The sequence below is a fragment of the Neisseria polysaccharea genome, from assembly GCF_963392925.1.
GTDB classification, from domain to species: domain Bacteria; phylum Pseudomonadota; class Gammaproteobacteria; order Burkholderiales; family Neisseriaceae; genus Neisseria; species Neisseria polysaccharea.
The window spans coordinates 72,063-94,382 of sequence record NZ_CAUJNZ010000007.1 but is presented as its reverse complement, the minus strand read 5'-3'; the positions used below and the strand labels follow the sequence as shown (position 1 = coordinate 94,382).

General features: G+C 49.3%; 28 protein-coding genes, 1 tRNA gene and 1 pseudogene. 16 read left to right on the top strand and 14 right to left on the bottom strand.

The genetic code is table 11. From position 1 onward, the window contains the following. Positions 1-51: 51 nt before the first annotated feature. Complete coding sequence (gene hemN / locus RDY34_RS06050) at positions 52-1,473, top strand: oxygen-independent coproporphyrinogen III oxidase (protein ID WP_308074524.1); 1,422 nt, start codon at positions 52-54, stop codon at positions 1,471-1,473. A 6-nt stretch (positions 1,474-1,479) separates the two neighbouring features. Here hemN and RDY34_RS06045 read toward each other — a convergent pair whose 3' ends face one another. Beyond that, positions 1,480-1,710, bottom strand: a complete 231-nt coding sequence (locus RDY34_RS06045; RefSeq protein WP_308074525.1) for a hypothetical protein — start codon at positions 1,708-1,710, stop codon at positions 1,480-1,482. Between the two features lie 13 nt (positions 1,711-1,723). Beyond that, positions 1,724-3,298 (bottom strand): inorganic phosphate transporter, encoded by a 1,575-nt coding sequence (locus RDY34_RS06040; RefSeq protein ID WP_114935750.1) that lies wholly within the window; start codon positions 3,296-3,298, stop codon positions 1,724-1,726. A gap of 153 nt (positions 3,299-3,451) precedes the next feature. Between RDY34_RS06040 and RDY34_RS06035 the strand changes: the two genes are divergently transcribed. From RDY34_RS06035 to RDY34_RS05980, 13 genes and pseudogenes are all read left to right on the top strand, one after another. Continuing rightward, entirely contained in the window at positions 3,452-4,552 is a 1,101-nt protein-coding gene (locus tag RDY34_RS06035; protein WP_308074609.1) for an anhydro-N-acetylmuramic acid kinase, read from the top strand. Between the two features lie 118 nt (positions 4,553-4,670). Continuing rightward, on the top strand, positions 4,671-5,612 hold the full coding sequence (gene mafA, locus RDY34_RS06030) for an adhesin MafA (RefSeq protein ID WP_304670311.1): 942 nt from the start codon (positions 4,671-4,673) through the stop codon (positions 5,610-5,612). Positions 5,613-5,615: 3 nt separating this feature from the next. Beyond that, positions 5,616-7,040 (top strand): MafB family polymorphic toxin, encoded by a 1,425-nt coding sequence (locus tag RDY34_RS06025; RefSeq protein WP_308074526.1) that lies wholly within the window; start codon positions 5,616-5,618, stop codon positions 7,038-7,040. Next, a complete protein-coding gene (locus RDY34_RS06020; protein WP_002259487.1) occupies positions 7,028-7,258 on the top strand; it encodes a hypothetical protein in 231 nt (76 codons plus the stop codon). Before RDY34_RS06025 ends, RDY34_RS06020 begins: the two co-directional genes overlap by 13 nt. Positions 7,259-7,402: 144 nt before the next feature. Further along, entirely contained in the window at positions 7,403-8,080 is a 678-nt protein-coding gene (locus tag RDY34_RS06015; protein WP_308074527.1) for a polymorphic toxin-type HINT domain-containing protein, read from the top strand. Between the two features lie 5 nt (positions 8,081-8,085). After that, on the top strand, positions 8,086-8,463 hold the full coding sequence (locus RDY34_RS06010) for an immunity 41 family protein (RefSeq protein WP_002224313.1): 378 nt from the start codon (positions 8,086-8,088) through the stop codon (positions 8,461-8,463). A 130-nt stretch (positions 8,464-8,593) separates the two neighbouring features. Then, complete coding sequence (locus RDY34_RS06005) at positions 8,594-9,223, top strand: HINT domain-containing protein (RefSeq protein ID WP_308073264.1); 630 nt, start codon at positions 8,594-8,596, stop codon at positions 9,221-9,223. Next, positions 9,204-9,659, top strand: coding sequence for a hypothetical protein (locus RDY34_RS06000; RefSeq protein ID WP_308075176.1), 456 nt, complete (start codon positions 9,204-9,206; stop codon positions 9,657-9,659). Before RDY34_RS06005 ends, RDY34_RS06000 begins: the two co-directional genes overlap by 20 nt. 140 nt (positions 9,660-9,799) lie before the next feature. After that, a pseudogene (locus RDY34_RS10650) lies at positions 9,800-9,877 on the top strand (restriction endonuclease fold toxin); the annotation flags it as partial. A gap of 2 nt (positions 9,878-9,879) precedes the next feature. Next, positions 9,880-10,239 (top strand): hypothetical protein, encoded by a 360-nt coding sequence (locus tag RDY34_RS05995; RefSeq protein ID WP_003693721.1) that lies wholly within the window; start codon positions 9,880-9,882, stop codon positions 10,237-10,239. Further along, positions 10,240-10,485, top strand: a complete 246-nt coding sequence (locus tag RDY34_RS05990) for a hypothetical protein (protein WP_308073263.1) — start codon at positions 10,240-10,242, stop codon at positions 10,483-10,485. It begins immediately after the preceding gene. A 73-nt stretch (positions 10,486-10,558) separates the two neighbouring features. Further along, positions 10,559-10,960: a hypothetical protein gene (locus tag RDY34_RS05985; RefSeq protein ID WP_308073308.1), complete on the top strand. Its 402-nt coding sequence runs from the start codon at positions 10,559-10,561 to the stop codon at positions 10,958-10,960. Between the two features lie 311 nt (positions 10,961-11,271). Further along, on the top strand, positions 11,272-12,405 hold the full coding sequence (locus RDY34_RS05980; protein ID WP_308073262.1) for a hypothetical protein: 1,134 nt from the start codon (positions 11,272-11,274) through the stop codon (positions 12,403-12,405). An 86-nt stretch (positions 12,406-12,491) separates the two neighbouring features. On the opposite strand, the gene RDY34_RS05975 is transcribed toward RDY34_RS05980, so the two are convergent. The 7 genes from RDY34_RS05975 to glnA form a co-directional block, all read right to left on the bottom strand. Continuing rightward, positions 12,492-12,767, bottom strand: coding sequence for a hypothetical protein (locus RDY34_RS05975; protein WP_308073261.1), 276 nt, complete (start codon positions 12,765-12,767; stop codon positions 12,492-12,494). 16 nt (positions 12,768-12,783) lie between these two features. Next, the gene (locus RDY34_RS05970) at positions 12,784-13,557 is read right to left on the bottom strand and encodes an RTX iron-regulated FrpC family protein (protein ID WP_308073259.1); all 774 of its coding nucleotides are present in this window, start codon (positions 13,555-13,557) and stop codon (positions 12,784-12,786) included. 440 nt (positions 13,558-13,997) lie between these two features. Then, the gene (locus tag RDY34_RS05965; RefSeq protein ID WP_096109205.1) at positions 13,998-14,312 is read right to left on the bottom strand and encodes a colicin immunity domain-containing protein; all 315 of its coding nucleotides are present in this window, start codon (positions 14,310-14,312) and stop codon (positions 13,998-14,000) included. A 158-nt stretch (positions 14,313-14,470) separates the two neighbouring features. Beyond that, positions 14,471-14,746: a GIY-YIG nuclease family protein gene (locus tag RDY34_RS05960; protein ID WP_308073257.1), complete on the bottom strand. Its 276-nt coding sequence runs from the start codon at positions 14,744-14,746 to the stop codon at positions 14,471-14,473. Next, positions 14,743-16,026, bottom strand: a complete 1,284-nt coding sequence (locus RDY34_RS05955; protein ID WP_308073255.1) for an MFS transporter — start codon at positions 16,024-16,026, stop codon at positions 14,743-14,745. The genes RDY34_RS05960 and RDY34_RS05955 overlap by 4 nt, the downstream gene beginning before the upstream one ends. Positions 16,027-16,029: 3 nt before the next feature. Further along, the gene (locus RDY34_RS05950) at positions 16,030-16,155 is read right to left on the bottom strand and encodes a hypothetical protein (RefSeq protein WP_003751531.1); all 126 of its coding nucleotides are present in this window, start codon (positions 16,153-16,155) and stop codon (positions 16,030-16,032) included. Positions 16,156-16,175: 20 nt separating this feature from the next. Continuing rightward, positions 16,176-17,594, bottom strand: coding sequence for a type I glutamate--ammonia ligase (gene glnA / locus RDY34_RS05945; RefSeq protein WP_308184489.1), 1,419 nt, complete (start codon positions 17,592-17,594; stop codon positions 16,176-16,178). Between the two features lie 303 nt (positions 17,595-17,897). On the opposite strand from glnA, the gene aroE reads away from it, so the two are divergent. Together aroE and mtgA are read left to right on the top strand one after the other, a co-directional pair. Then, complete coding sequence (gene aroE / locus RDY34_RS05940) at positions 17,898-18,707, top strand: shikimate dehydrogenase (protein ID WP_003751536.1); 810 nt, start codon at positions 17,898-17,900, stop codon at positions 18,705-18,707. A 2-nt stretch (positions 18,708-18,709) separates the two neighbouring features. Then, positions 18,710-19,411 carry a monofunctional biosynthetic peptidoglycan transglycosylase gene (gene mtgA, locus RDY34_RS05935; protein ID WP_308075178.1) on the top strand — a complete coding sequence of 234 codons (702 nt, stop codon included), beginning with the start codon at positions 18,710-18,712 and terminating at the stop codon, positions 19,409-19,411. A gap of 206 nt (positions 19,412-19,617) precedes the next feature. Here the strand turns inward: mtgA and RDY34_RS05930 are convergent. The 5 genes from RDY34_RS05930 to RDY34_RS05910 all read right to left on the bottom strand — a co-directional run bounded on the left by RDY34_RS05930 (position 19,618) and on the right by RDY34_RS05910 (position 22,317). Beyond that, a tRNA-Phe gene (locus tag RDY34_RS05930) sits at positions 19,618-19,693 on the bottom strand. Positions 19,694-19,883: 190 nt separating this feature from the next. After that, positions 19,884-20,618: an LPS export ABC transporter ATP-binding protein gene (lptB, locus tag RDY34_RS05925; protein ID WP_002261126.1), complete on the bottom strand. Its 735-nt coding sequence runs from the start codon at positions 20,616-20,618 to the stop codon at positions 19,884-19,886. A 73-nt stretch (positions 20,619-20,691) separates the two neighbouring features. Beyond that, positions 20,692-21,222, bottom strand: coding sequence for a lipopolysaccharide transport periplasmic protein LptA (gene lptA / locus RDY34_RS05920; RefSeq protein ID WP_003750289.1), 531 nt, complete (start codon positions 21,220-21,222; stop codon positions 20,692-20,694). Further along, entirely contained in the window at positions 21,203-21,784 is a 582-nt protein-coding gene (gene lptC, locus RDY34_RS05915) for an LPS export ABC transporter periplasmic protein LptC (RefSeq protein ID WP_003750290.1), read from the bottom strand. The genes lptA and lptC overlap by 20 nt, the downstream gene beginning before the upstream one ends. Next, positions 21,781-22,317: a KdsC family phosphatase gene (locus RDY34_RS05910; RefSeq protein WP_003676541.1), complete on the bottom strand. Its 537-nt coding sequence runs from the start codon at positions 22,315-22,317 to the stop codon at positions 21,781-21,783. The genes lptC and RDY34_RS05910 overlap by 4 nt, the downstream gene beginning before the upstream one ends. Positions 22,318-22,320: the final 3 nt, after the last annotated feature.

Below are 22,320 nucleotides of genomic sequence, written 5' to 3'. Positions count from 1 at the left end.
ATTCTACCAAACTATCCAAAATTTGACTAACATCATAAAACCACACACACCATGAAAATCATTCAGATACAGAACAATCACAATGTAAACGATGACCGCCCCGAGTTTGACCGCGCACTGATTGCCAGCCTGCCCGCCAGCGGCCCGCGCTATACCTCCTACCCTACCGCCGACCGTTTCCACGACGGTTTCCGCGAAGGCGAATATATCAAAGCTTTACATTTGCGCGGTATGGGTGCGTTAAATAAACCGCTTTCCCTTTACATTCACATTCCGTTCTGCAACACCATCTGCTACTACTGCGGCTGTAATAAAATCATTACCAAAGACAAGAGCCGCGCCGATGCCTATATCGAATACCTTGAAAAAGAAATGGAGCTGCTTGCCCCGCATTTAAACGGAAAACACCAGCTTGCCCAACTCCACTTCGGCGGCGGTACGCCAACCTTCTTGAGCGACGACCAAATTGAACGTGTTTTCCGCATGATCCGCAAACATTTCGAGTTGATCCCCACCGGCGAATACTCCATCGAAATTGACCCGCGCAAAGTCAGCCGGGATACCGTCCTCATGCTTGGCAGACTCGGTTTCAACCGTATGAGTGTCGGCATTCAGGATTTCGACCCCAAAGTGCAGGCGGCGGTCAACCGCATCCAAAGCTACGAAGAAACCAAAGAAGTCATCGATGCCGCCCGTGAGGCAGGGTTCAAATCCGTCAGCGTCGATTTGATTTACGGCCTGCCGCACCAAACTTCGGAAAGCATCAAAACCACCATCGATACCGTTTTGTCGCTCGCCCCCGACCGCCTCGCCCTTTATCACTACGCCCACCTGCCGCACGTGTTCAAACCGCAACGCCGCATCGATACCGCCGCCGTCCCCGACAGCGAAGAGAAGCTCGATATGCTGCAATACTGCGTCCAAACCCTGACAGAACGCGGTTACGTCTTCATCGGCATGGACCATTTCGCCAAACCTGACGACGAACTCTCCATCGCCCTCGAAAAAGGATTGCTGCAACGCAATTTCCAAGGTTATTCGACCTATGCGGATTGCGACCTGGTTGCCATCGGCGTGTCGTCCATCGGTAAAATCGGCAATACCTACTCCCAAAACGAACGCGACATCGATGCCTACTATGCCGCTATCGACGAAGGCAGACTGCCCGTTATGCGCGGTTATCAGCTCAATCAGGACGATATCCTGCGCCGCAATATTATTCAGGATTTGATGTGCCGTTTCGCGCTCGACTACCGCGTTTACGAAGACATATCCGGCACTCCGTTCGACCGTTACTTCAAAGACGAACTCGCCGATTTGGAAAAACTTGCAGATTTGGGACTCGTCAGCCTGAACAAGCAGGGGCTGACCGTTACCCCGAAGGGTCGCTTCCTCATCCGCAACATCGCTATGGTGTTCGACTACCACTTGCGCCACAAGGAAACCAAGGCGAAATATTCGCAAACGGTGTGATTGCGGCTAACGTACAAATGTCGTCTGAAAGGCTTTTTCAGACGACATTTTGCTGCCGGCAGGATAAGTGTTTTCAAGAACAGGCGGCGGCATATCATAACGTTCCGCACCTTTGTATCCGACCGTTCCGAAACCAAGATACCAAACGGCATATCCCGACAGAACAGATTGTGCATAAGGCACAAGCCCGCACATTCCATCAACAAAATGCCGTCTGAACACGGGTTCAGACGGCATCAGTATTTCACAATCAGAATACCGCCTGCAAAACCAAATAACCGGCAACCGACAATACGGCGGCGGCGGGCAGGGTAATAACCCACGCCAGACCGATGGGCTTCATCAGTTTCCAGTTGGCATTGCGGTTGACCAAACCGATGCCGAGTACCGCGCCGACCAAGATGTGCGTACTGGACACGGGCAGCCCCATCAGCGACGCGCCCATCACGACGGAGGCGGCGGACAGTTCGGCAGTAAATCCCGAAGCAGGATGCATTTCCGCCAAACTCGTACCGACGGTTTTAATCACCTCTTTACCGACAAACCACAAACCGACAATCAGCGCGATGCCGAAAGTCAGCATCGCAATCGGAGGAACGGCGCTTTGCGCGGCAACGCTGTTCGTCCGCAAAACATCCATAATCGCGGCAAACGGGCCGATGGCGTTGGCAATATCGTTCGCCCCGTGGCTGAATGCGAAGCCGCAGGCGGTAAAGACCTGCATCCATGAAAACATCTGAAAGGTCGATTTGCCCAAATCTTTACGCTTGAGGCTTTTGGCAAAAACAAACGTCCCCATCCACACCGCCGCGCCTATCATAAAGATGGTCAGGAAGCTGTTGACGTTGCTCATCCCCAGATGCAGGTTTTTCAAGCCCTTGAAAATCAGCATAGCGGAAATCATCATCGCGCCGAACGAAGCGATAAAGGGAACCCAAGAGTGCAACGCCTTGTAAGAATCGACATTGTCTTTGCGGTTGTCGAACACATACAGCCCGCGATAATACTCGGATTGCAGCTCTTGCGGATCGAATTCCGGCTCGTCGTAAATTTGCGCGTCGTGCGCCATTTTGGTGGCGTATTCGACTTTTTCAGCCTCAGACAAACCCTCGAAAAACAGGCGGTGCTGTTCTTTATACGCCTTTTTTTCCTGCTTGATGCCTTTGAGCGTGCCTTCCGCCCAAGCATTGTAATCTAAGACATTTTTCTTGACGCGGGAAAACAGGAAATAGGAAACCGCGCCGCCCAAAACGGGCGACAACACCCAAGACATTCCGATTTCGCCCAGCTTGCCCCACCGTATCAACGCCACCCCGTCGGCATTATGCGTAAACGCCATACACAACGCACTGCCGACGATGCCGCCGATAATCGCGTGCGTCGTCGAAACCGGCAGGCCTTTGCGGGACGCGAACAGCAGCCACAACGCCGCCGCCAAAAGTGCGGACATCATAATAAACACAAACTGCATAGGCTCGAGATTCATACCGTTCAGATCGACGATGCCTTTGCGTATGGTATCGGTTACCTCGCCGCCCGCGATGACCGCGCCGCTGACCTCAAACACCGCCGCAATCAGCAAGGCCTGCGGGATGGTCAGCGTGCCGGAACCGACGCTGGTACCGAAAGAGTTGGCAATATCGTTGCCGCCGACATTAAACGCCATAAATACGCCGAACATCGTGGCAATGATGAAAAGCACGCTGTTCGTGTAGTGGGTGTAACCCAAACCCCAATAGATAAAATAGCCGACTATGCCTACCAGCATGGCGGCAAAGACGGCGTTAATCAGTTTCAAGTTCGCACTCATTTGAGTTTGAGCCATGGAAGATTCCTTAGTGGATACAGAAAGGGTTTTCGCGGATATTGTAACCTTTTGCAATCCGTCTTGAAACATTTATTTACACTGCGGCGGCAAATCGGTATACGAGCGTCAATACACGTTAAAATGGCGTTTTACACCGGTTCGGGAGTGATGATGGAAACACAGCTTTACATCGGCATCATGTCGGGAACAAGCATGGACGGGGCGGATGCCGTACTGATACGGATGGACGGCGGCAAATGGCTGGGCGCGGAAGGGCACGCCTTTACCCCCTACCCTGACCGGTTGCGCCGCAAATTGCTGGATTTGCAGGACACAGGCGCAGACGAACTGCACCGCAGCAGGATGTTGTCGCAAGAACTCAGCCGCCTGTACGCGCAAACCGTCGCCGAACTGCTGTGCAGTCAAAACCTCGCACCGTACGACATTACCGCCCTCGGCTGCCACGGGCAAACCGTCCGACACGCGCCGGAACACGGTTACAGCGTACAGCTTGCCGATTTGCCGCTGCTGGCGGAACTGACGCGGATTTTTACCGTCGGCGACTTCCGCAGCCGCGACCTTGCCGCCGGCGGACAAGGCGCGCCGCTCGTCCCCGCCTTTCACGAAGCCCTGTTCCGCGACGACAAAGAAACACGCGCGGTGCTGAACATCGGCGGGATTGCCAACATCAGCGTACTCCCGCCCGACGCACCCGCCTTCGGCTTCGACACAGGGCCTGGCAATATGCTGATGGACGCGTGGACGCAGGCGCACTGGCAGCTGCCTTACGACAAAAACGGTGAAAAAGCGGCACAAGGCAACATATTGCCGCAACTGCTCGACAGGCTGCTCGCCCACCCGTATTTCGCACGACCCCACCCCAAAAGCACGGGGCGCGAACTGTTTGCCCTAAATTGGCTCGAAACCTACCTTGACGGCGGAGAAAACCGATACGACGTATTGCGGACGCTTTCCCGTTTTACCGCGCAAACCGTTTTCGACGCCGTCTCACACGCAGCGGCAAATGCCCGTCAAATGTATATTTGCGGCGGCGGCATCCGCAATCCTGTTTTAATGGCGGATTTAGCAGAATGTTTCGGCACACGCGTTTCCCTGCACAGCACCGCCGAACTGAACCTCGATCCGCAATGGGTGGAGGCGACCGCATTTGCGTGGTTGGCGGCGTGTTGGATTAATCGCATTCCCGGTAGTCCGCACAAAGCAACCGGCGCATCCAAACCGTGTATTTTGGGCGCGGGATATTATTATTGAGCGCAAATGCCGTCTGAAAGCCCGTTCCGCCGTTCAGACGGCATTTTCGCCCCTTTTGTTTACAAAATCTTAAAATCCCCTTACACTCAAACCCGTTCAAAACAAAACAAACCCTGCCATGAAAATCCTGCTCCTCCTCATCCCCCTCGTCCTCACCGCCTGCGGCACACTGACCGGCATTCCCGCCCACGGCGGCGGCAAACGCTTTGCCGTCGAACAAGAACTCGTCGCCGCATCGTCCCGCGCCGCCGTCAAAGAAATGGATTTGTCCGCCCTGAAAGGACGCAAAGCCGCCCTTTACGTCTCCGTTATGGGCGACCAAGGTTCGGGCAACATAAGCGGCGGACGCTACTCTATCGACGCACTGATACGCGGCGGCTACCACAACAACCCCGAAAGTGCCACCCAATACAGCTACCCCACCTACGACACTACCGCCACCACCAAATCCGACGCGCTCTCCAGCGTTACCACTTCCACATCGGTCTTAAACGCCCCCGCCGCCGCCCTGACTAGAAACAGCGGACGCAAAGGCGAACGCTCCGCCGGACTGTCCGTCAACGGCACGGGCGACTACCGCAACGAAACCCTGCTCGCCAATCCCCGCGACGTTTCCTTCCTGACCAACCTCATCCAAACCGTCTTCTACCTGCGCGGCATCGAAGTCGTACCGCCCGAATACGCCGACACCGACGTATTCGTAACCGTCGACGTATTCGGCACCGTCCGCAGCCGTACCGAACTGCACCTCTACAACGCCGAAACCCTTAAAGCTCAAACCAAGCTCGAATATTTCGCCGTCGACCGCGACAGCCGGAAACTGCTGATTGCCCCTAAAACCGCCGCCTACGAATCCCAATACCAAGAACAATACGCCCTCTGGATGGGACCTTACAGCGTCGGCAAAACCGTCAAAGCCTCAGACCGCCTGATGGTCGATTTCTCCGACATCACCCCCTACGGCGACACGACCGCCCAAAACCGTCCCGACTTCAAACAAAACAACGGCAAAAACCCCGATGTCGGCAACGAAGTCATCCGCCGCCGCAAAGGAGGATAAACCGTGAAACCGCTGCGAAGACTGACAAACCTCCTTGCCGTCTGCGCCGTAGCGGCGGCTGCCTTCGGGCAGCCCACCCTCGCGGCGGACTTGGCGCAAGACCCGTTCATTACCGATAACGCCCAACGGCAGCACTACGAACCCGGCGGCAAATACCACCTCTTCGGCGACCCGCGCGGCAGCGTCTCCGACCGCACCGGTCAAATCAACGTCATCCAAGACTATACCCACCAGATGGGCAATCTGCTCATCCAGCAGGCAAATATCAACGGCACAATCGGCTACCACACCCGCTTTTCCGGACACGGACACGAAGAACACGCCCCCTTCGACAACCACGCCGCCGACAGCGCAAGCAAAGAACAAGGCAACGTTGACGAAGGCTTTACCGTATACCGGCTCAACTGGGAAGGACACGAACATCATCCCGCCGATGCCTACGACGGCCCGAAGGGCGGCAATTACCCCAAACCTACGGGCGCACGCGACGAATACACCTATCACGTCAACGGCACAGCCCGCAGCATCAAACTCAATCCGACCGACACCCGCAGCATCCGGCAACGCCTGTCCGACAACTACAACAATCTCGGCAGCAATTTCTCCGACCGCGCCGATGAAGCCAACAGAAAAATGTTCGAGCACAATGCCAAGCTCGACCGCTGGGGCAACAGCATGGAGTTTATCAACGGCATTGCCGCCGGAGCACTCAACCCTTTTATCAGCGCGGGCGAAGCCTTGGGCATAGGCGACATACTGTACGGAACGGGTTATGCCATAGACAAAGCCGCAATGCGCAACATCGCCCCCTTACCCGCCGAGGGCAAATTCGCCGTCATCGGCGGCTTTGGCAGCGTGGCGGGCTTTGAAAAGAATACGCGCGAAGCCGTTGACCGGTGGATACAGGAAAACCCCAATGCCGCCGAAACCGTCGAAGCCCTGGCCAACATCCTGCCGTTTGCCAAAGTCAAAGGATTGGTGAAGGCGGCGAAACTGGGGAGGGCGGCAAAACCGGGGAGGGCGGCAAAACTAGGGAAGGCAAAGGTTAGCGAGGATTTTGCTGTTGCCACACAAGCCAAATACAAGCAATATGGGGATGCGCATTCTGCCAATGCCCAATCGGCATTAGCTAAGAAATTGTCAGGTTTGGAAGATGCTCAAAATAGTGCGTCTAGGACGAAAACTTTACCTGATGGGAGAATCAGGTATTATGAAGCTGAGCGATTTGCTAGAACTGAGGGAAGAACGAGGGGTAATAGCTTTGTTACAGAATATAATCCTAAAACAGGTAGTACCCGACAATGGACAGAAAATTATGACCATAGCGGGAACGTAACTATGGTTCATCCTAAATCAATTAACGGACAAAGTGTAACCTCTCAGCATTATCCACCAACAAAACAGGAATTAGATTCATGGAAAAAATAACTCAACAATACGCATATTCTGAACTGCTCAGATTGTTCAATCAAAACGCTTCGGATGAAAAAATTGCGAATCTTGCTTTTGATTTTCTGTATGCTTGGTCAAAAGATAATTCTCCAGAATCGCGTAATATAATATATGATTTAGCACTTATCGGTGAACCGGGTATGGAACTGACCCGTAATGACATAAAAGAATTGATTGACAGTTTAGTTGAATAAGCATAGGTTGGGCTGAAAATCCCACAATCAAAAGGTTGTCTGAAACCGTTTTTGATTTTCAGGTGACCTTCCCCTCATTTGAAACAGGATATTGAGAACTAAGTTCTTCAAAAATCCTACACCTGCTCCTTCCACGACAGCACCTTGGTCAAAACGGCAGACGGCTACAAAGCCATTGCCCATATTCAAGCCGGAGACCGCGTCCTTTCCAAGGACGAGGCAAGCGGAAAAACGGGATACAAACCCGTTACCGCCCGATACGGCAATCCGTACCAAGAAACCGTTTACATTAAAGTTTCAGACGGCATCGGTAACAGCCAAACCCTGATTTCCAACCGCATCCATCCGTTTTATTCGGACGGCAAATGGATTAAGGCGGAAGATTTAAAAGCGGGAAGCAGGCTGTATTCCGAAAGCGGCAAAACCCAAACAGTCCGCAACACCGTTGTCAAACCAAAACCGCTCAAAGCCTACAATCTGACCGTTGCCGATTGGCATACTTACTTTGTCAAGGGCAATCGGGCGGAAACGGAAGGGGTTTGGGTTCATAATGATTGCTCGTCAAGAAAAACACCATCTACCCCCGTATATCAGAATGATTCAGAAGCATATGCAGCAGCAAAGGAATTGGGATATAGAAAAATAAAAGAAAGAACAAAAAATAATGCTGCTATTTTTAAAAAAGGAAAGAGTTATATATCACGCGATGTAGATTCACATAATGGAGGGGTTTGGAAAGAGGCATCTTCACCCAAAAAACTGAACAGAAAAGAAACAAGAAACGGTACATTTGATAAAAACCTAAATCGTATTGGAGATTAATTATTATGTGTGAGTTCAAGGATTTTAGAAGAAACATCCCTTGTTTTGAAGAGTATGACGAAAATTCATTTATTGGCAAATGGTATGATGACGGGGTGTGGGATGATGAAGAATATTGGAAATTGGAGAATGCTTTAATCGAGGTTAGGAGAAAATATCCTTATCCGATGGATATACCAAGGGATATCGTGATTGGAATCGGTACCATTATTGAGTTTTTAATGGTTCCAAATTGGAAACTTTTTACAATTAAATCTTCCCCTTGGTTGCCTAAAAGTGTCAAAATTGATGAGCGTTATGAAAGGTTCAGAGTAATGCTCCGTTATATTTTTACCGAGATAGACATAGTCAACGTGCGATTTGATTATTACAACAAAAAATAGCAAAACCCGGCAATCAAAATGCCGTCTGAAACCGTGTTTAATTTTCAGACGGCATTTCCTTCATTTGAAATAGGATATTAAGAACTGAGTTCTTCAAAAATCCTACACCTGCTCCTTTCACGGCAGCACCTTGGTCAAAACGGCAGACGGCTACAAAGCCATCGCACATATCCAAACTGGAAAGCACGTCTTTGCCAAAGATGAAACCAGTGGAAAAACGGGATACAAACCCGTTACCACCCGATACGGCAATCCGTATCGGGAAACCGTTTACATTGAAGTTTCAGACGGCATCGGCAACAGCCAAACCCTGATTTCCAACCGAATCCACCCGTTTTATTCGGACGGCAAATGGATTAAGGCGGAAGACTTAAAGGCGGGAAGCAGGCTGTTATCCGAAAGCGGCAGAACCCAAACTGTCCGCAACATCATTGTCAAACCAACACCGCTCAAAGCCTACAATCTGACCGTTGCCGACTGGCATACTTACTTCGTCAAGGGCAATCAGGCGGAGACGGAAGGGGTTTGGGTTCATAATTCTTGTCCGCCTAAAAGAACAGGAAGCTCCAAGAATGAAAAACATGGAGACGGCGGTCGAAGTCAAATATCAGCGGAATCAAGAATTGCTGAATTAAAAAATAAAATTATTCCCGGAATGCACAAAAATGAACGCTTAAAGATTGAGAAAACAATCAGAAATATTGCAAAAAATGCCAATCGAAAAACAAAAGGAGAAGAGCATGGTCGACGCGGTCGTTAAAACTCCCGAATTTTTACCTTTTACTTCTGTAGGAATATTCCGTTTTGGTGCGGATATAACACAGTACAAAAACATACTGGAAACTTTTATGTATGAACCTCCTGATGAGTTTAGAACAGAATATTATGAATCTCCCGACTCAAATTTACTCATTTCCGTCAAAAAAAACAAAATTATTTCGATATTTTGTTATCAGGAGCTATATTTTATGGGCGTTAATATAATAGGTCTGAATTTTGAAGATTTTAAACAGCTTTTCCATCACCCTAAATCATACGGTGTTGATAAATATTATTTATCAAATGAATCTTATCCGACATATGTCTATGAGTTTGATGAAATAGGAGTACAAGCTTGGGAAGCAAAAGGGAAAATTGTTACTATCATTACCGGGGGCAAAGACAATTATTCGACAGAACCTTACTACGATGAATAACATTAATGGCAGGCATAGGTTGGGTTGAAAACTCAACAACAAAAGGTCGTCTGAAACCGTAATCGATTTTTCAGACGACCTTTCTGTCAATCCAAACAGATTGTCGAATCTTAATCCAACCTGTGCTTGCTGCACGGAACAGGCACGGTGTTCATTCACAAGTTAAGTCATATATTGAATCAAAAGGCGGCATTGTTAAAACAGGTTTAGGAGATTAAACATGGCATCATATGTTTCCATCAAAGGATGGATTGAATGCTCTGACGATGATATAAAAATCATCCAAGAAAACATTAATAATTTTTGGAATAATTGCCCCTTCAATATCGAAGAAAAAGAATCTGCAAAAATATATAAAAGCGGGTGGGTTTTCCCGACAAATAGTTTTAATTGGAGCAGCTATATTTTTTTTGGCGCATGCGTAAAATCTTATTTCATTATTTATTTTGAAAAATGTATTAAAACAATAATGGAATTGGATATTGAAATATCAGGTTTTTTTGAATTAGATTATTATGAAGATAGTTATAAAGTAAATTGGAAAATAAATAATGGCAATTTAATACAAACAACTGATTAAATGGACAAATATAAGTTAGATTGGACATCCAAACCTAAAAACTGTCTGAAACTCAATTTGGTTTTCAGACAACCTTTCCTCATATCGGCGGATTATGAATTTACAGCTATCGGGAAATTGAGTTATCTCTCTGATAGAGAAAATTCCATACGCGAAGCCGTTGACCAGTGGATACGGGAAAACCCCAATGCCGCCGCCTCCGCCAAAGCCGCGAAGTTGGCAAAAATGGTAAAACCGGGGAGATAAAAGCCGATGGCAGACCTGCTTTAGAAATCCGGCAGGGCAATAAGAAAACAAAAATTAGATATGGAAAACGATGATGAAGATTAAACCATTACAATTTTCTAACAATAATCGCAGATTTTACGTAGACAAAATTTGTGTTACCGAACAAGATGTGAACATTTTGGCATCCGACCGAAATCATGAATTAAATATTGAAATATTTATTGACAATATAATTCACTTTCAAATAACAGATGAATCTTACAAAGTGAAATTTTCAGAATATTTGTTTGAAAATAAAGAAGAAAATAACTGGGATAGAAATCCTGCTATAAATTATTTTTTCGAGATAATAGACGACGGTTATATGGACTGGTTGAAAGAAGAAAGTTTTGATTTTTTTGAAAAGAAATATTATAAGGCTTATATTTTCTTTTTTAGCGATTCTGTAATAGAGGTTATCAGCTCGACAGAACCTGTATTTTATTCAAAATAACAAATTATCAAACAAAGCTCTGATTAAAAACCCAACAATCAAAATGCCGTCTGAAGCGGTATTCGGCTTTCAGACGGCATTTTCTCCGATTAGTACAGGATGCAGGGGCTTGCCGGCTTGATTTTGCCGAAGTTGTTGGCACGCAATTTGGAGGGGGCGACAACCTATGAAAAATAAATCGTTAAGGATATTTTTAGTTTTACCCAATTTGTTTCCGAAAAAGTACGGCAGCAACCGTAGATTAGATTAAAAATCAAACAATTAAAGCTCGTCTGATATAATCGATATATCCTGTTAAACGGAAAATAAATATGTTTAAAAAATTCAAACCGGTATTGTTGTCATTTTTTGCACTTGTATTTGCCTTTTGGCTGGGGAAGGGTATTGCCTATGAGATTAATCCGCGTTGGTTTTTGAGCGATACGGCAACTGAAATACCTGAAAATCCGAATGCTTTTGTGGCGAAACTTGCCCGCCTGTTCCGAAATGCCGACAGGGCGGTCGTCATCGTGAAGGAATCGATGAGGACGGAGGAAAGTCTTGCCGAAACTGTGGATGACGGTCCGTTGCAGTCGGAGAAGGATTATCTCGCGCTCGCTATCCGGCTCAGTCGTTTGAAAGAAAAGGCGAAATGGTTTCACGTAACGGAGCAGGAACATGGGGAAGAGGTTTGGCTGGATTACTATATCGGCGAGGGCGGTTTGGTTGCGGTTTCGCTTTTGCAACGCTCGCCGGAAGCGTTTGTTAATGCCGAATATCTGTATCGGAACGATCGTCCGTTTTCTGTAAATGTGTACGGCGGAACGGTTCACGGGGAAAATTATGAAACGACAGGAGAATATCGGGTTATTTGGCAACCGGACGGTTCGGTATTTGATGCGTCGGGGCGCGGGAAAATCGGGGAAGATGTTTATGAGCATTGCCTCGGGTGTTATCAGATGGCCCAGGTATATTTGGCGAAATACCGGGATGTCGCGAATGACGAGCAGAAGGTTTGGGGCTTCCGCGAAGAGAGCAACCGGATTGCGTCGGACTCGCGCGATTATGTGTTTTATCAGAATATGCGGGAATTGATGCCACGGGGGATGAAGGCAAACAGTCTTGTGGTCGGCTATGATGCGGACGGTCTGCCGCAAAAAGTCTATTGGAGTTTCGACAATGGGAAAAAACGCCAGAGTTTCGAATATTATTTGAAAAACGGAAATCTTTTTATTGCACAATCTTCGACGGTAGCATTGAAAGCGGATGGAGTAACGGCGGATATACAGACCTATCATGCGCAACAGACGTGGTATTTGGATGGTGGGCGGATTATCCGCGAAGAGAAACAGGGAGACAGACTGCCTGATTTTCCTTTGAACTTGGAAGACTTGGAAAAAGAGGTGAGCCGTTATGCAGAGGCTGCGGCGAGACGTTCGGGCGGCAGGCGCGACCTTTCTCACTGAACGCAAATGCCGTCTGAAACCGGTTTTCAGACGGCATTGGAGAGTTAAACGCTTTTTGCAATGCCGTATATTCCAAATCCAATTCGCTACAAATTGAAAACCACAATCCAAAAAACAGAAATACACATTAAACGGATTTTTTTACCGACCGTATCATCCCATAGGTTTTCCACACCTTTTTTCATCCATAAATTCAAACCATTTAAGTTTGCATCCTTACCGACAATTGCAGCAGCATTATCCGCATAACGGTCACCCAAATTAGCCAAATAACGCCAACCGTCATAGGTATCGCCACGGGAAGCATAACCACGCAAGGTTTGGATTTGTTCTGGTGTTAAAACAACTTCACCCTCATTCATAATAAGATCCTTTAAATTATTTTTTACTTGAATTGTTTACGAAACTCTGTACCAATTGCTCTACTTGTTGGTGATAACCTACCAACTCCTGCTGTGTGAGCTGCTGCTTTTCCCGAATAAACGGGTAATACCGTACCGTGAAACCGTTAATACAGGAACCTACGCTAGTGCTATAATTATCTTCTTCAGCCTGGTTTACTCGATTATTCCAATGAGTAATAATCGCCGGATTTTCTCCTTTTTTAATATAGTAAAATTCATGAAAATATGGATTTTCAGGAATATGTCTTTTATCTTCATAAGCTTCATATTCAGGATAGGCAGATGGCATTTTTTTAACCCCGTAAGTAAGCAATCTTTCTCCCATAGTCGTGCTTAAACTACACGCATCTTTTCGGATAACAATATCGTCCACGCTATCCAAACCATCGCGTAGAAATTGGATAAAGTGCGCTTTGTTCTGCTGGTTGTATGGCTCAAGAACCCAGCCTTGGTCGGTTTTTTTGTAATAGACACTAATCTCTATCAAATTAATGGAGTAAGCATCCTGCCCTGGCGTGTCGGAAAGCCATTTTGTGGCATTGTTTTGCGTATACCGTGCAAGATAGCCATAGGGGATAACCATTTTGGTGCCCTGAAAATCAAATGTAACCGTATGTTCAAATCCTGTCATTGGCTCGGGATTGTTGAAACTGGTTTGTTCATTAACAGGTTCACATGAGGTCATAGTAAAAACACTCCCAATAAACAAAATAAAAAGTTGATAAATAGTAGTAGCATATGGTCTCATAATTTCAAGCTTAGAAATTAGTTAAAGAATATATTCATGGTAGATACTAACTCTTTAAGTTGACATATTGTGCGATATCGAGGGCTGTACCATATTTTCCCATCGGGTCTTCCCCGTTCTTTATATGAGCGGCAGGCATCCTCATAAAAGAAGGGATACCGATAAGGAAAAATACCTCGGCATAAAAAATATACTGATTAATCAATACAAATCCAACAAACAGTTCATCGTATTCTTTTCTGTTGGCGTATAAAAAATACTGATATATGCCTTCACTTTCATAGGGCGACGCTTTATGTGCCGTCCTGTGTGTTGAAACATCGGTTTTCCTTTTTCAAAACTCCGTAAAAAAAGCGGTATCCGCCGCAAAACGCCCCGTTTTTCCAAACAAAGGGCAATAAAAATGCCGTCTGAAACCAAGTTCAGACGGTATCAAGCCATCAAATCAAACCCTGCCTCCTCATCATCCGATAAGCCTCATCCACATCATCGGTTTGCAGATAAATACCGACAACCCGCTTCAACTGCTCTTCATCATAATCATACGGCTGCATATCATCCCGAAACTCCACAGGACAATAACTGTCGACAGCCAAACTCAAAGACTGTTCGATATAGGGAACAGGCACACGCACGTCATCCGGCTTGCTACTGTTGGCAATCCAATCGTCCATAAACCGGTTGTAAAACGTTTCGGCATCCGTTTTCCCGTCGAAGAAATCTTGCGCCATCTTGGAAAAAACCGTTCTTTTCATTGCAGATAATCCGTATTCAAATAATGCTCGCGCTGTTTTCCACTTATCTTCATTGCCGTTACAAACCTATTGTCTTTATCAAAAACGACAGCGTCGCCTGCCCTGCTTTGTCCTGATTGTTGCCAACTGCTGTAACCATGCCGTCCGAACCTGAACCGTCAGGTTTCAGACGGCATTTTTTCTGCCTGTTCCCACAATTTCCGTTTTTGTGCGGCGGTCAGTTTTTTGACGGCGATTTCTTGTTTGAGCGCAGTGCCTTTATCCATCCCGCCTGCAACGATACGCATCGCTACCGGTTTGAATACGCGGGTATATTTCGCGCCTTTACCGGTTGTGTGGGCGGCAAGCCGCTGTTGCGGATTCGTGCTGATGCCGCAATAGAACGCGCTGTTTTCACACAATATCAGGTAAACGCTCCAGTTTGACGCGTTCATCTGCCTGCATCCTGAGTTTTTTCCCCGTTCCAAGGCGCAACTTTCAGCAACAGCAGCATACCCGGCAGGGCAAGTATGAAACACAGCTGGAAAAACGGCACATAACCGAGCCATTCGATCAGATAACCGGCAAAGGAATTGATGACCGTACGGGGAACAGCGGACAGGCTGGTAAACAGCGCAAGCTGCGTTGCGGTAAATGCGGGATTGGTCTCGCGCGCCATATACGATACGAACGCCGCCGTCCCCAACCCCACGCCGACCGCTTCCGCGCCAATAACCGCCGCCAGCATCAGCCTCTCGCCTGTGCCGACCGTGTCGAAATGTCCGAACCCTGCCAGCCATACAAACCCCAAAACGGTTACAGCCTGCACCGCGCCGAATATCCACAAGGCTTTGTTTACGCCGATTTTCAGCATCCACACGCCGCCCAAGATACCTGCCGCCACTGCCGGCCACAGTCCTGCATTTTTCGCAATCAAACCGATGTCGGTCTTGCTGAAACCCATATCCAGATAAAACGGCGTTGCCAACGCGGTTGCCATACTGTCGCCGAGTTTGTAAAGGAAGATAAACAGCAGCACGCACACCGCCGAAGCGATGCCCTTGCGCGTAAAAAATTCTTTAAACGGCTCTACCACGGTCTGCTTCAACGTTTTAGGAACGGCAGGCGGCAACACGGGTTCGCGCGCGAGAAACAGCGTCATCAGAAGGCCGGGCAGCATAAATAATGAAGTGATAACAAATACTTCCAGCCACGGCATTCTGTCTGCCAGCACCAAACTCAATGAACCTGGAACCAAAGCGGCAATCCGGTAGGCGTTCACATGAACCGAGTTGCCCAAACCCAATTCTTCGTCCGACAAAATCTCGCGCCTGAACGCATCCAACACAATGTCCTGACTGGCGGCAAAAAACGCGACAAGCACCGACAAGCCGGCAATCAGCGGCAAATGATTCCGGGGGTTTAAAAAGGCATATGCCGCCAAAGCCGCCAGCAACCCTGCCTGCGTCAGCAGCATCCACCCGCGCCGCCGCCCCAAAATGGGAACCCTGACCGCATCCATCAGCGGCGACCACAAAAATTTCCAAGTAAACGGCAGACCGATTAACGCCATCAGCCCGATGCTCTTCAAATCCACCTGCTCGCTGCGCAACCATGCCGGAATCAGGTTAATCAGAAAGTACAGCGGCAGCCCCGAGGTAAACCCCGTAAAAATACAGACAAGCATATTTCGGGAAAAGATTTGCCCGATAAAACCTGATTTCGATACAGTCATGGTTCAAACAGCCAAGAAATAAAAGCCTATTGTAGCAAATATCGCCCAACCGCTGAAAAACACCGCCCCTGCTCCGCCGTTTTGCCGTTCAAATGCAAAATGCCGTCTGAAACTTTGTTCAGACGGCATTTCTACTGAAACCTGAGAGTTTACAGGCTGTAATACATTTCAAATTCCAGCGGATGCGGTGCCATACGGATACGGCGGACATCTTCCTCTTTGAAGGCGATGTAGCTGTCGATCCAGTCTTTGCTGAACACGCCGCCGCGCAGGAGGAATTCGTGGTCGGCTTTGAGGGCGGCGAGAGCTTCTTCCAAAGAAGCGCAGACGGTCGGCACCAATGCATCTTCTTCCGGCGGCAGGTCGTACAGGTTTTTATCGGCTGGGTCGCCCGGATGGATTTTGTTTTGAATACCGTCCAAACCGGCCATCAACAAAGCGGCAAATGCCAAGTATGGGTTGGCGGTCGGATCGGGGAAACGCGCTTCGATACGGCGCGCCTTGCTGCTGTTCACAGACGGAATACGGATGGAAGCGGAACGGTTTTTGGCGGAATATGCCAGTTTGGTCGGCGCTTCAAAGTGCGGCACAAGGCGTTTGTAGGAGTTGGTGGACGGATTGGTAATCGCGTTCAGGGCTTTGGCGTGTTTGATGATGCCGCCGATGTAATAAAGAGCGGTATCGGACAAACCGGCATAGCCGTCGCCTGAAAACAGGTTTTGACCGTCTTTCCAGATGGATTGGTGGACGTGCATGCCGCTGCCGTTGTCGCCCATGATGGGTTTGGGCATGAAAGTGGCGGTTTTGCCGAAGTTGTGGGCAACGTTTTGAATCACGTATTTCATGTCTTGGGTTTGGTCAGCGCGTTTAACCAAAGTGGCAAAACGCGTGCCGATTTCCATTTGGCTGCCGGTACCGACTTCACTGTGGTGCACTTCCACTTCGATGCCAAGTTCTTCCAAAATATTGACCATGGCAGAACGCAGGTCTTGGCCGCAATCAATCGGCGCAACTGGTGCATAACCGCCTTTGACGGCCGGGCGGTGGCCGGTGTTTTGACCGTCTAAATGCAGGCCACTTGACCATGCGCCGCTTTCGGAAGTGATTTCGTAACGGGTTTTGTGCATGTCGGTTTCAAATTCTACGCCGTCAAAAACGAAGAATTCAGGCTCAGGACCGAAGTAGGCGGTGTCGCCGATACCGGAAGATTTCAAATAGGCTTCGGCGCGGCGGGCGATAGAGCGCGGGTCGCGGTCGTAGCCTTGACCGTCGGCAGGATCGATGACGTCGCAGGTAAAGACAACGGTGGTATCGTCGTAGAAAGGATCGACGAAGGCTGTAGATGCATCGGGACGCAGCTGCATATCGGAAGCCTGAATGCCTTTCCAGCCGCCGATAGACGAACCGTCAAACGCCTGACCGTTTTCAAACCACTCTTCGGGGTCTTCCAACACGATGCGTGCAGGCACGGTAAAGTGGTGCTGCTTGCCTTTGGTATCGGTAAAGCGCAAATCGACAAAGCGGGCTTCGCTTTCTTCAATCAATTTTACGACGTTTTTAATAGACATTTTTCAGCTCCTGGAAAAGGGAAATAGCAAAATATGCGGAACGCGGCGGCTTGACGCAAAGTCGGCACGATTCTACCACGTCCATGCCGTCTGAAACTCGCCCTGCGTCAAATTTCAAGCTGAAAAATATAGTTTCAGACGGCAAGATTGTCAACAATATGGATAAAATTGCATATCATGTCCGGATTTCTCCCCAGCTTATACAGGGAAAAACCGTACCGCCTGACAACCGTTTCAGACGGCATCGTTTCCATCTGTACGCCGCCGTTATAAAATAGCCTTCCCGTCTTTTGGAACACGACCATGACCGCCCTCCCCCGCTACGCCGTTTTCGGCAATCCCGTCGCACACAGCAAGTCGCCGCAGATTCATCAGCAATTTACCCTTCAGGAAGGCGTTGACATCGAATACGGACGCATTTGCGCCGACATCGACGGTTTTGCACAGGCGGTTTCGACATTTTTTGAAACAGGCGGCTGCGGTGCAAACGTAACCGTGCCGTTCAAACAAGAAGCTTTTGCGCTGGCGGACGAGCATTCCGACCGCGCTTTGGCAGCAGGTGCGGTCAATACGCTGATTCTGTTGAAAAACGGCAAGCTGCGTGGCGACAACACCGACGGTATCGGTTTGGTCAACGACATCACGCAGGTCAAAAACATTGCCATTGAGGGCAAAACCATTTTGCTTTTGGGCGCGGGCGGCGCGGTGCGCGGCGTGATTCCGGTATTGAAAGAACACCGCCCTGCCCGTATCGTCATTGCCAACCGTACCCACGCCAAAGCCGAGGAATTGGCGCGGCTTTTCGGCATTGAAGCCGTCCCGATGGCAGATTTGAACGGCGGTTTCGATATCATCATCAACGGCACGTCCGGCGGCTTGAGTGGTCAGCTTCCTGCCGTCAATCCTGAAATTTTCCGCAGCTGCCGCCTTGCCTACGATATGGTTTACGGCGACGCAGCGCAGACGTTTTTAAACTTTGCCCAAAGCAACGGTGCTGCCGAAGTTTCAGACGGCCTGGGCATGCTGGTCGGTCAGGCTGCCGCCTCCTACCATATTTGGCGCGGGTTTACGCCTGATATCCGCCCCGTCATCGAATACATGAAAGCCCTGTAACCATGTTCCGCATCATCAAATGGCTGATTGCCCTGCCCATCGGCATCTTTATCTTTTTCAATGCCTATGTGTACGGCAACATCATCACCTACCGCGCCGTCGCGCCGCATCAAACCGCCTTTATGTCGATGCGGATGAAGCAATTTGAACAAGAAGGACGCAATGTCGCCCTGGATTACCGCTGGGTTCCCTACGACCGCATTTCCACCAACCTGAAAAAAGCCCTGATTGCTTCCGAAGATGCCCATTTTGCCGGACACGGCGGCTTCGATTGGGGCGGCATTCAAAACGCCATCAGGCGCAACCGGAACAGCGGCGAAGTGAAGGCGGGCGGATCGACCATCAGCCAGCAGCTTGCCAAAAACCTGTTTTTAAACGAAAGCCGCAGCTATATCCGCAAAGGCGAAGAAGCGGCGATTACCGCGATGATGGAAGCTGTTACCGACAAAGACAGGATTTTCGAACTGTATCTGAATTCAATCGAGTGGCACTACGGGGTGTTTGGCGCGGAAGCCGCGTCCCGATATTTTTATAAAAAACCGGCCGCAGACCTGACCAAACAGCAGGCGGCGAAACTGACTGCCCGCGTCCCCGCCCCGCTCTACTACGCCGACCATCCGAAAAGCAAACGGCTGCGCAACAAAACCAATATCGTGCTCAAACGCATGGGTTCGGCAGAATTGCCTGAAGACGACACGGACTGAGTGCCGCCGCAATATAAAATGCCGTCTGAAATATCATTCAGACGGCATATGCTTTCTGCCTTTACCCTACCCTCTTCTCCAAAACGCAACGGGGCGGTCATTATCGCTTTTGTCCTTCTACATAATGGTCAGACACAAAACGTGTCCGACACGGACAACTTCCCAAAAACGGCAGGCAAAAAAATAACCGCTTATCAGCGGTTTTTTGGTGGCCAGAGGCGGAATCGAACCGCCGACACACGGATTTTCAATCCGTTGCTCTACCAACTGAGCTATCTGGCCTTTGTCTGTCTCGTTAAGAGATGCGTATTAAACCAAACTTCGGGACGACACGCAAGCGGATTTGTCGATATTTTTTACCCAACCGACTAAGTCGATGTTTTAAGTTTAAATTAATTTCACAGAAAAATAGTGCAAATCGGTTTTTTGCCGTTTGTTCGGCGATGTTCTGCTTTTCAGACGGCAAAACGCTTCAATATTTGAAGTTCTCACCCAGATAAACAGAACGAACCTGTTCGTTTCCGACCAAATCATCAGGTTTTCCCGATGCCAACACCGTGCCGTCTGAAATAATGTAGGCCCGATCGCAGATGCTGAGGGTTTCGCGTACATTGTGGTCGGTAATCAATACGCCGATACCGCGCGACTTGAGAAATCCGATGATTTTCTGGATGTCGATGACAGCGATAGGATCGACGCCGGCAAAAGGCTCGTCCAACAAAATAAAATGCGGTTTCATGGCGAGTACGCGGGCGATTTCGACGCGTCGGCGTTCGCCGCCCGACAAAGATGGGGCAGGATTATTGCGCAAACGCTCGATATTCAGGTCGGCAAGCAGTTTTTCGACTTCGCCGTCAATGCGGCTTTTGTCTTTGGTACTGATTTCTAAAATGGCGCGGATGTTTTGTTCGACGGTCATTTTGCGGAAAATCGAGGCTTCCTGCGGCAGGTAGCCGACACCCAGGCGGGCGCGTTCGTGTATAGGTAGGTGGCGCAATTCCTGCCCGTCCAGCATCACGCTGCCCGCATCGGCGGCAATGAGTCCGACTATCATGTAGAAGCTGGTGGTTTTACCCGCGCCGTTGGGCCCGAGCAGGCCGACGACTTCACCGCTTTCGATTTCGAGGGAGAAACTTTTAACGACTTGGCGTTTTTTAAAACTTTTTTGTAGGTTTTGAACAACAAGGCGGCTGACGTTTGCGCTCATAAATATCTCTTCAATATCTTCGGTCGGCATATGCCGTCCGAACCGGGTTTATGTTTCAGACGGCATTTTGGGATTATTCGGATTTTTGCGTACTCGAAGGCTGGATGATGACGCTGACCCTGCCGGATTTGGAAGCGGATTTTGCGCCAGATTTTGTGCTGCCGCTGATGGTATAGACTTCGGTTTTGGTGTTGTAGGTAATCACCGCGCCTTCGGCGACATCGCCGCCGCGCTGTACTTTGGCATTACCGGTTAAGACTACGGTGCTGCCTGCAGACGAATAAGCAACGTTGTTTGCCTGACCGCGCACCGTCCCTTTGCCCCCGTCCAACGTTTGGCTGAAGCGTACGGGCGAGCCGTCGGCCTTCATAAACTGTTCGCCTTTGTCATTACGCGTTACGTTGACGCGGGCGGCGGAAATATTGAGCGTACCTTGCCTGATGACGACATTGCCGCTGAATGTGGTGCTTTGGTTGGCTTGATCGAGTGAACCTTGGTCGGCCTCAATCTGAATAGGCTGCCTGCTGTCGCTCTGAAGGGCAAAAGCGGGAGATGCCGAAAAAAATGCTATTAAAACAAAAATTTTACATATTTTTTGTATCATAAATCGTGGCTTTCACTTTAGATGAGAAATTCAACAGGCCTGTTTTGTGGTCGTAAGTCATGCCGCCCGCCTGCCCGTGCGACGCGCCGTATTGAAAGCTGACAGGCGTATCGGTTTGGGCATATTGAGATTCGGTATCAACGTGCAGCTTTTCGGTTTCAACTTTACCCGCCTGCCGTTTGCCGTCGGCAGTTTTGGTCAGCACAACGTTGTTTTTAAAAAGAACCTGTTTGTTTTCGGTATGGTAAACGGCTTCATCGCTGCCAACTTCGTACAACAACCTGCCTTCTTGGAAGAACACGAGATGCGGCGAATCAAAATGGATGTCGCTGCTTTCGGGAAACTGTTTCGCACCTTTCGCGCTCAAATGTTCTTTCAAGTATCCCTGTTCGTCAAACCGCCTGCCGTCCAAGCCGTCCATTGTGTATTGGGGTTCGTTGGGATTGAGCCTGACTTCCTCGATTTCGACTTCGCTGATACGACCCAACCATGCCGACAGACCGCCCAAGGCAACCGCCAATATCAATGGGAATGCGATTCCGTACCGCCATCTTACTTTCATTTGATGTACTCGTTCAAAGCCGCGCCCAGCGTACCTTTCGCGCGCATAATCAGGTCGCACACTTCGCGCACCGCGCCCGCACCGCCGGGGCGTTTGGCAATATAGGCGGCGTGTTGCAGCGTAAACCAATGCGCATCGGGCACGGCAACCGGCAATCCGCAGCGCACCATCACCGGCAAATCGACCACGTCGTCGCCGACAAAGGCGCACTCGGCTTCTTCCACGCCTGCCTGCACGCGCAGCTCTTCATACGCGGCGCGTTTGTCCGAAATGCCTTTGAAGTAGTAATTTATGCCCAACTGTTTGACGCGGATGCCGACGGAGGGCGCGTCCCGACCTGTGATAATCGCAGTCTGCACGCCACTTGCCTGAAGCATTTTCAGACCGTGTCCATCCAGTGTGTGAAACGATTTGATTTCTTCGCCGTTATCGCGGATAAAGATGCGCCCATCGGTCAAAACACCGTCCACATCCAGGATCAGCAGTTTGATTTTGGCGGCGCGCGCCTGTAATTCGGGAGAAATTGCCTGCATGGG

Coding starts and splice junctions, on each gene's coding strand:
- hemN (WP_308074524.1), top strand. CDS start 52: ATGAAAATCATTCAGATACAGAACAATCACAATGTAAACGATGACCGC.
- RDY34_RS06045 (WP_308074525.1), bottom strand. CDS start 1,710: ATGCCGTCTGAACCCGTGTTCAGACGGCATTTTGTTGATGGAATGTGC.
- RDY34_RS06040 (WP_114935750.1), bottom strand. CDS start 3,298: ATGGCTCAAACTCAAATGAGTGCGAACTTGAAACTGATTAACGCCGTC.
- RDY34_RS06035 (WP_308074609.1), top strand. CDS start 3,452: ATGGAAACACAGCTTTACATCGGCATCATGTCGGGAACAAGCATGGAC.
- mafA (WP_304670311.1), top strand. CDS start 4,671: ATGAAAATCCTGCTCCTCCTCATCCCCCTCGTCCTCACCGCCTGCGGC.
- RDY34_RS06020 (WP_002259487.1), top strand. CDS start 7,028: ATGGAAAAAATAACTCAACAATACGCATATTCTGAACTGCTCAGATTG.
- RDY34_RS06010 (WP_002224313.1), top strand. CDS start 8,086: ATGTGTGAGTTCAAGGATTTTAGAAGAAACATCCCTTGTTTTGAAGAG.
- RDY34_RS06000 (WP_308075176.1), top strand. CDS start 9,204: ATGGTCGACGCGGTCGTTAAAACTCCCGAATTTTTACCTTTTACTTCT.
- RDY34_RS05995 (WP_003693721.1), top strand. CDS start 9,880: ATGGCATCATATGTTTCCATCAAAGGATGGATTGAATGCTCTGACGAT.
- RDY34_RS05990 (WP_308073263.1), top strand. CDS start 10,240: ATGGACAAATATAAGTTAGATTGGACATCCAAACCTAAAAACTGTCTG.
- RDY34_RS05985 (WP_308073308.1), top strand. CDS start 10,559: ATGAAGATTAAACCATTACAATTTTCTAACAATAATCGCAGATTTTAC.
- RDY34_RS05980 (WP_308073262.1), top strand. CDS start 11,272: ATGTTTAAAAAATTCAAACCGGTATTGTTGTCATTTTTTGCACTTGTA.
- RDY34_RS05975 (WP_308073261.1), bottom strand. CDS start 12,767: ATGAATGAGGGTGAAGTTGTTTTAACACCAGAACAAATCCAAACCTTG.
- RDY34_RS05970 (WP_308073259.1), bottom strand. CDS start 13,557: ATGAGACCATATGCTACTACTATTTATCAACTTTTTATTTTGTTTATT.
- RDY34_RS05965 (WP_096109205.1), bottom strand. CDS start 14,312: ATGAAAAGAACGGTTTTTTCCAAGATGGCGCAAGATTTCTTCGACGGG.
- RDY34_RS05960 (WP_308073257.1), bottom strand. CDS start 14,746: ATGAACGCGTCAAACTGGAGCGTTTACCTGATATTGTGTGAAAACAGC.
- RDY34_RS05955 (WP_308073255.1), bottom strand. CDS start 16,026: ATGACTGTATCGAAATCAGGTTTTATCGGGCAAATCTTTTCCCGAAAT.
- RDY34_RS05950 (WP_003751531.1), bottom strand. CDS start 16,155: ATGCCGTCTGAACAAAGTTTCAGACGGCATTTTGCATTTGAACGGCAA.
- glnA (WP_308184489.1), bottom strand. CDS start 17,594: ATGTCTATTAAAAACGTCGTAAAATTGATTGAAGAAAGCGAAGCCCGC.
- aroE (WP_003751536.1), top strand. CDS start 17,898: ATGACCGCCCTCCCCCGCTACGCCGTTTTCGGCAATCCCGTCGCACAC.
- mtgA (WP_308075178.1), top strand. CDS start 18,710: ATGTTCCGCATCATCAAATGGCTGATTGCCCTGCCCATCGGCATCTTT.
- lptB (WP_002261126.1), bottom strand. CDS start 20,618: ATGAGCGCAAACGTCAGCCGCCTTGTTGTTCAAAACCTACAAAAAAGT.
- lptA (WP_003750289.1), bottom strand. CDS start 21,222: ATGATACAAAAAATATGTAAAATTTTTGTTTTAATAGCATTTTTTTCG.
- lptC (WP_003750290.1), bottom strand. CDS start 21,784: ATGAAAGTAAGATGGCGGTACGGAATCGCATTCCCATTGATATTGGCG.
- RDY34_RS05910 (WP_003676541.1), bottom strand. CDS start 22,317: ATGCAGGCAATTTCTCCCGAATTACAGGCGCGCGCCGCCAAAATCAAA.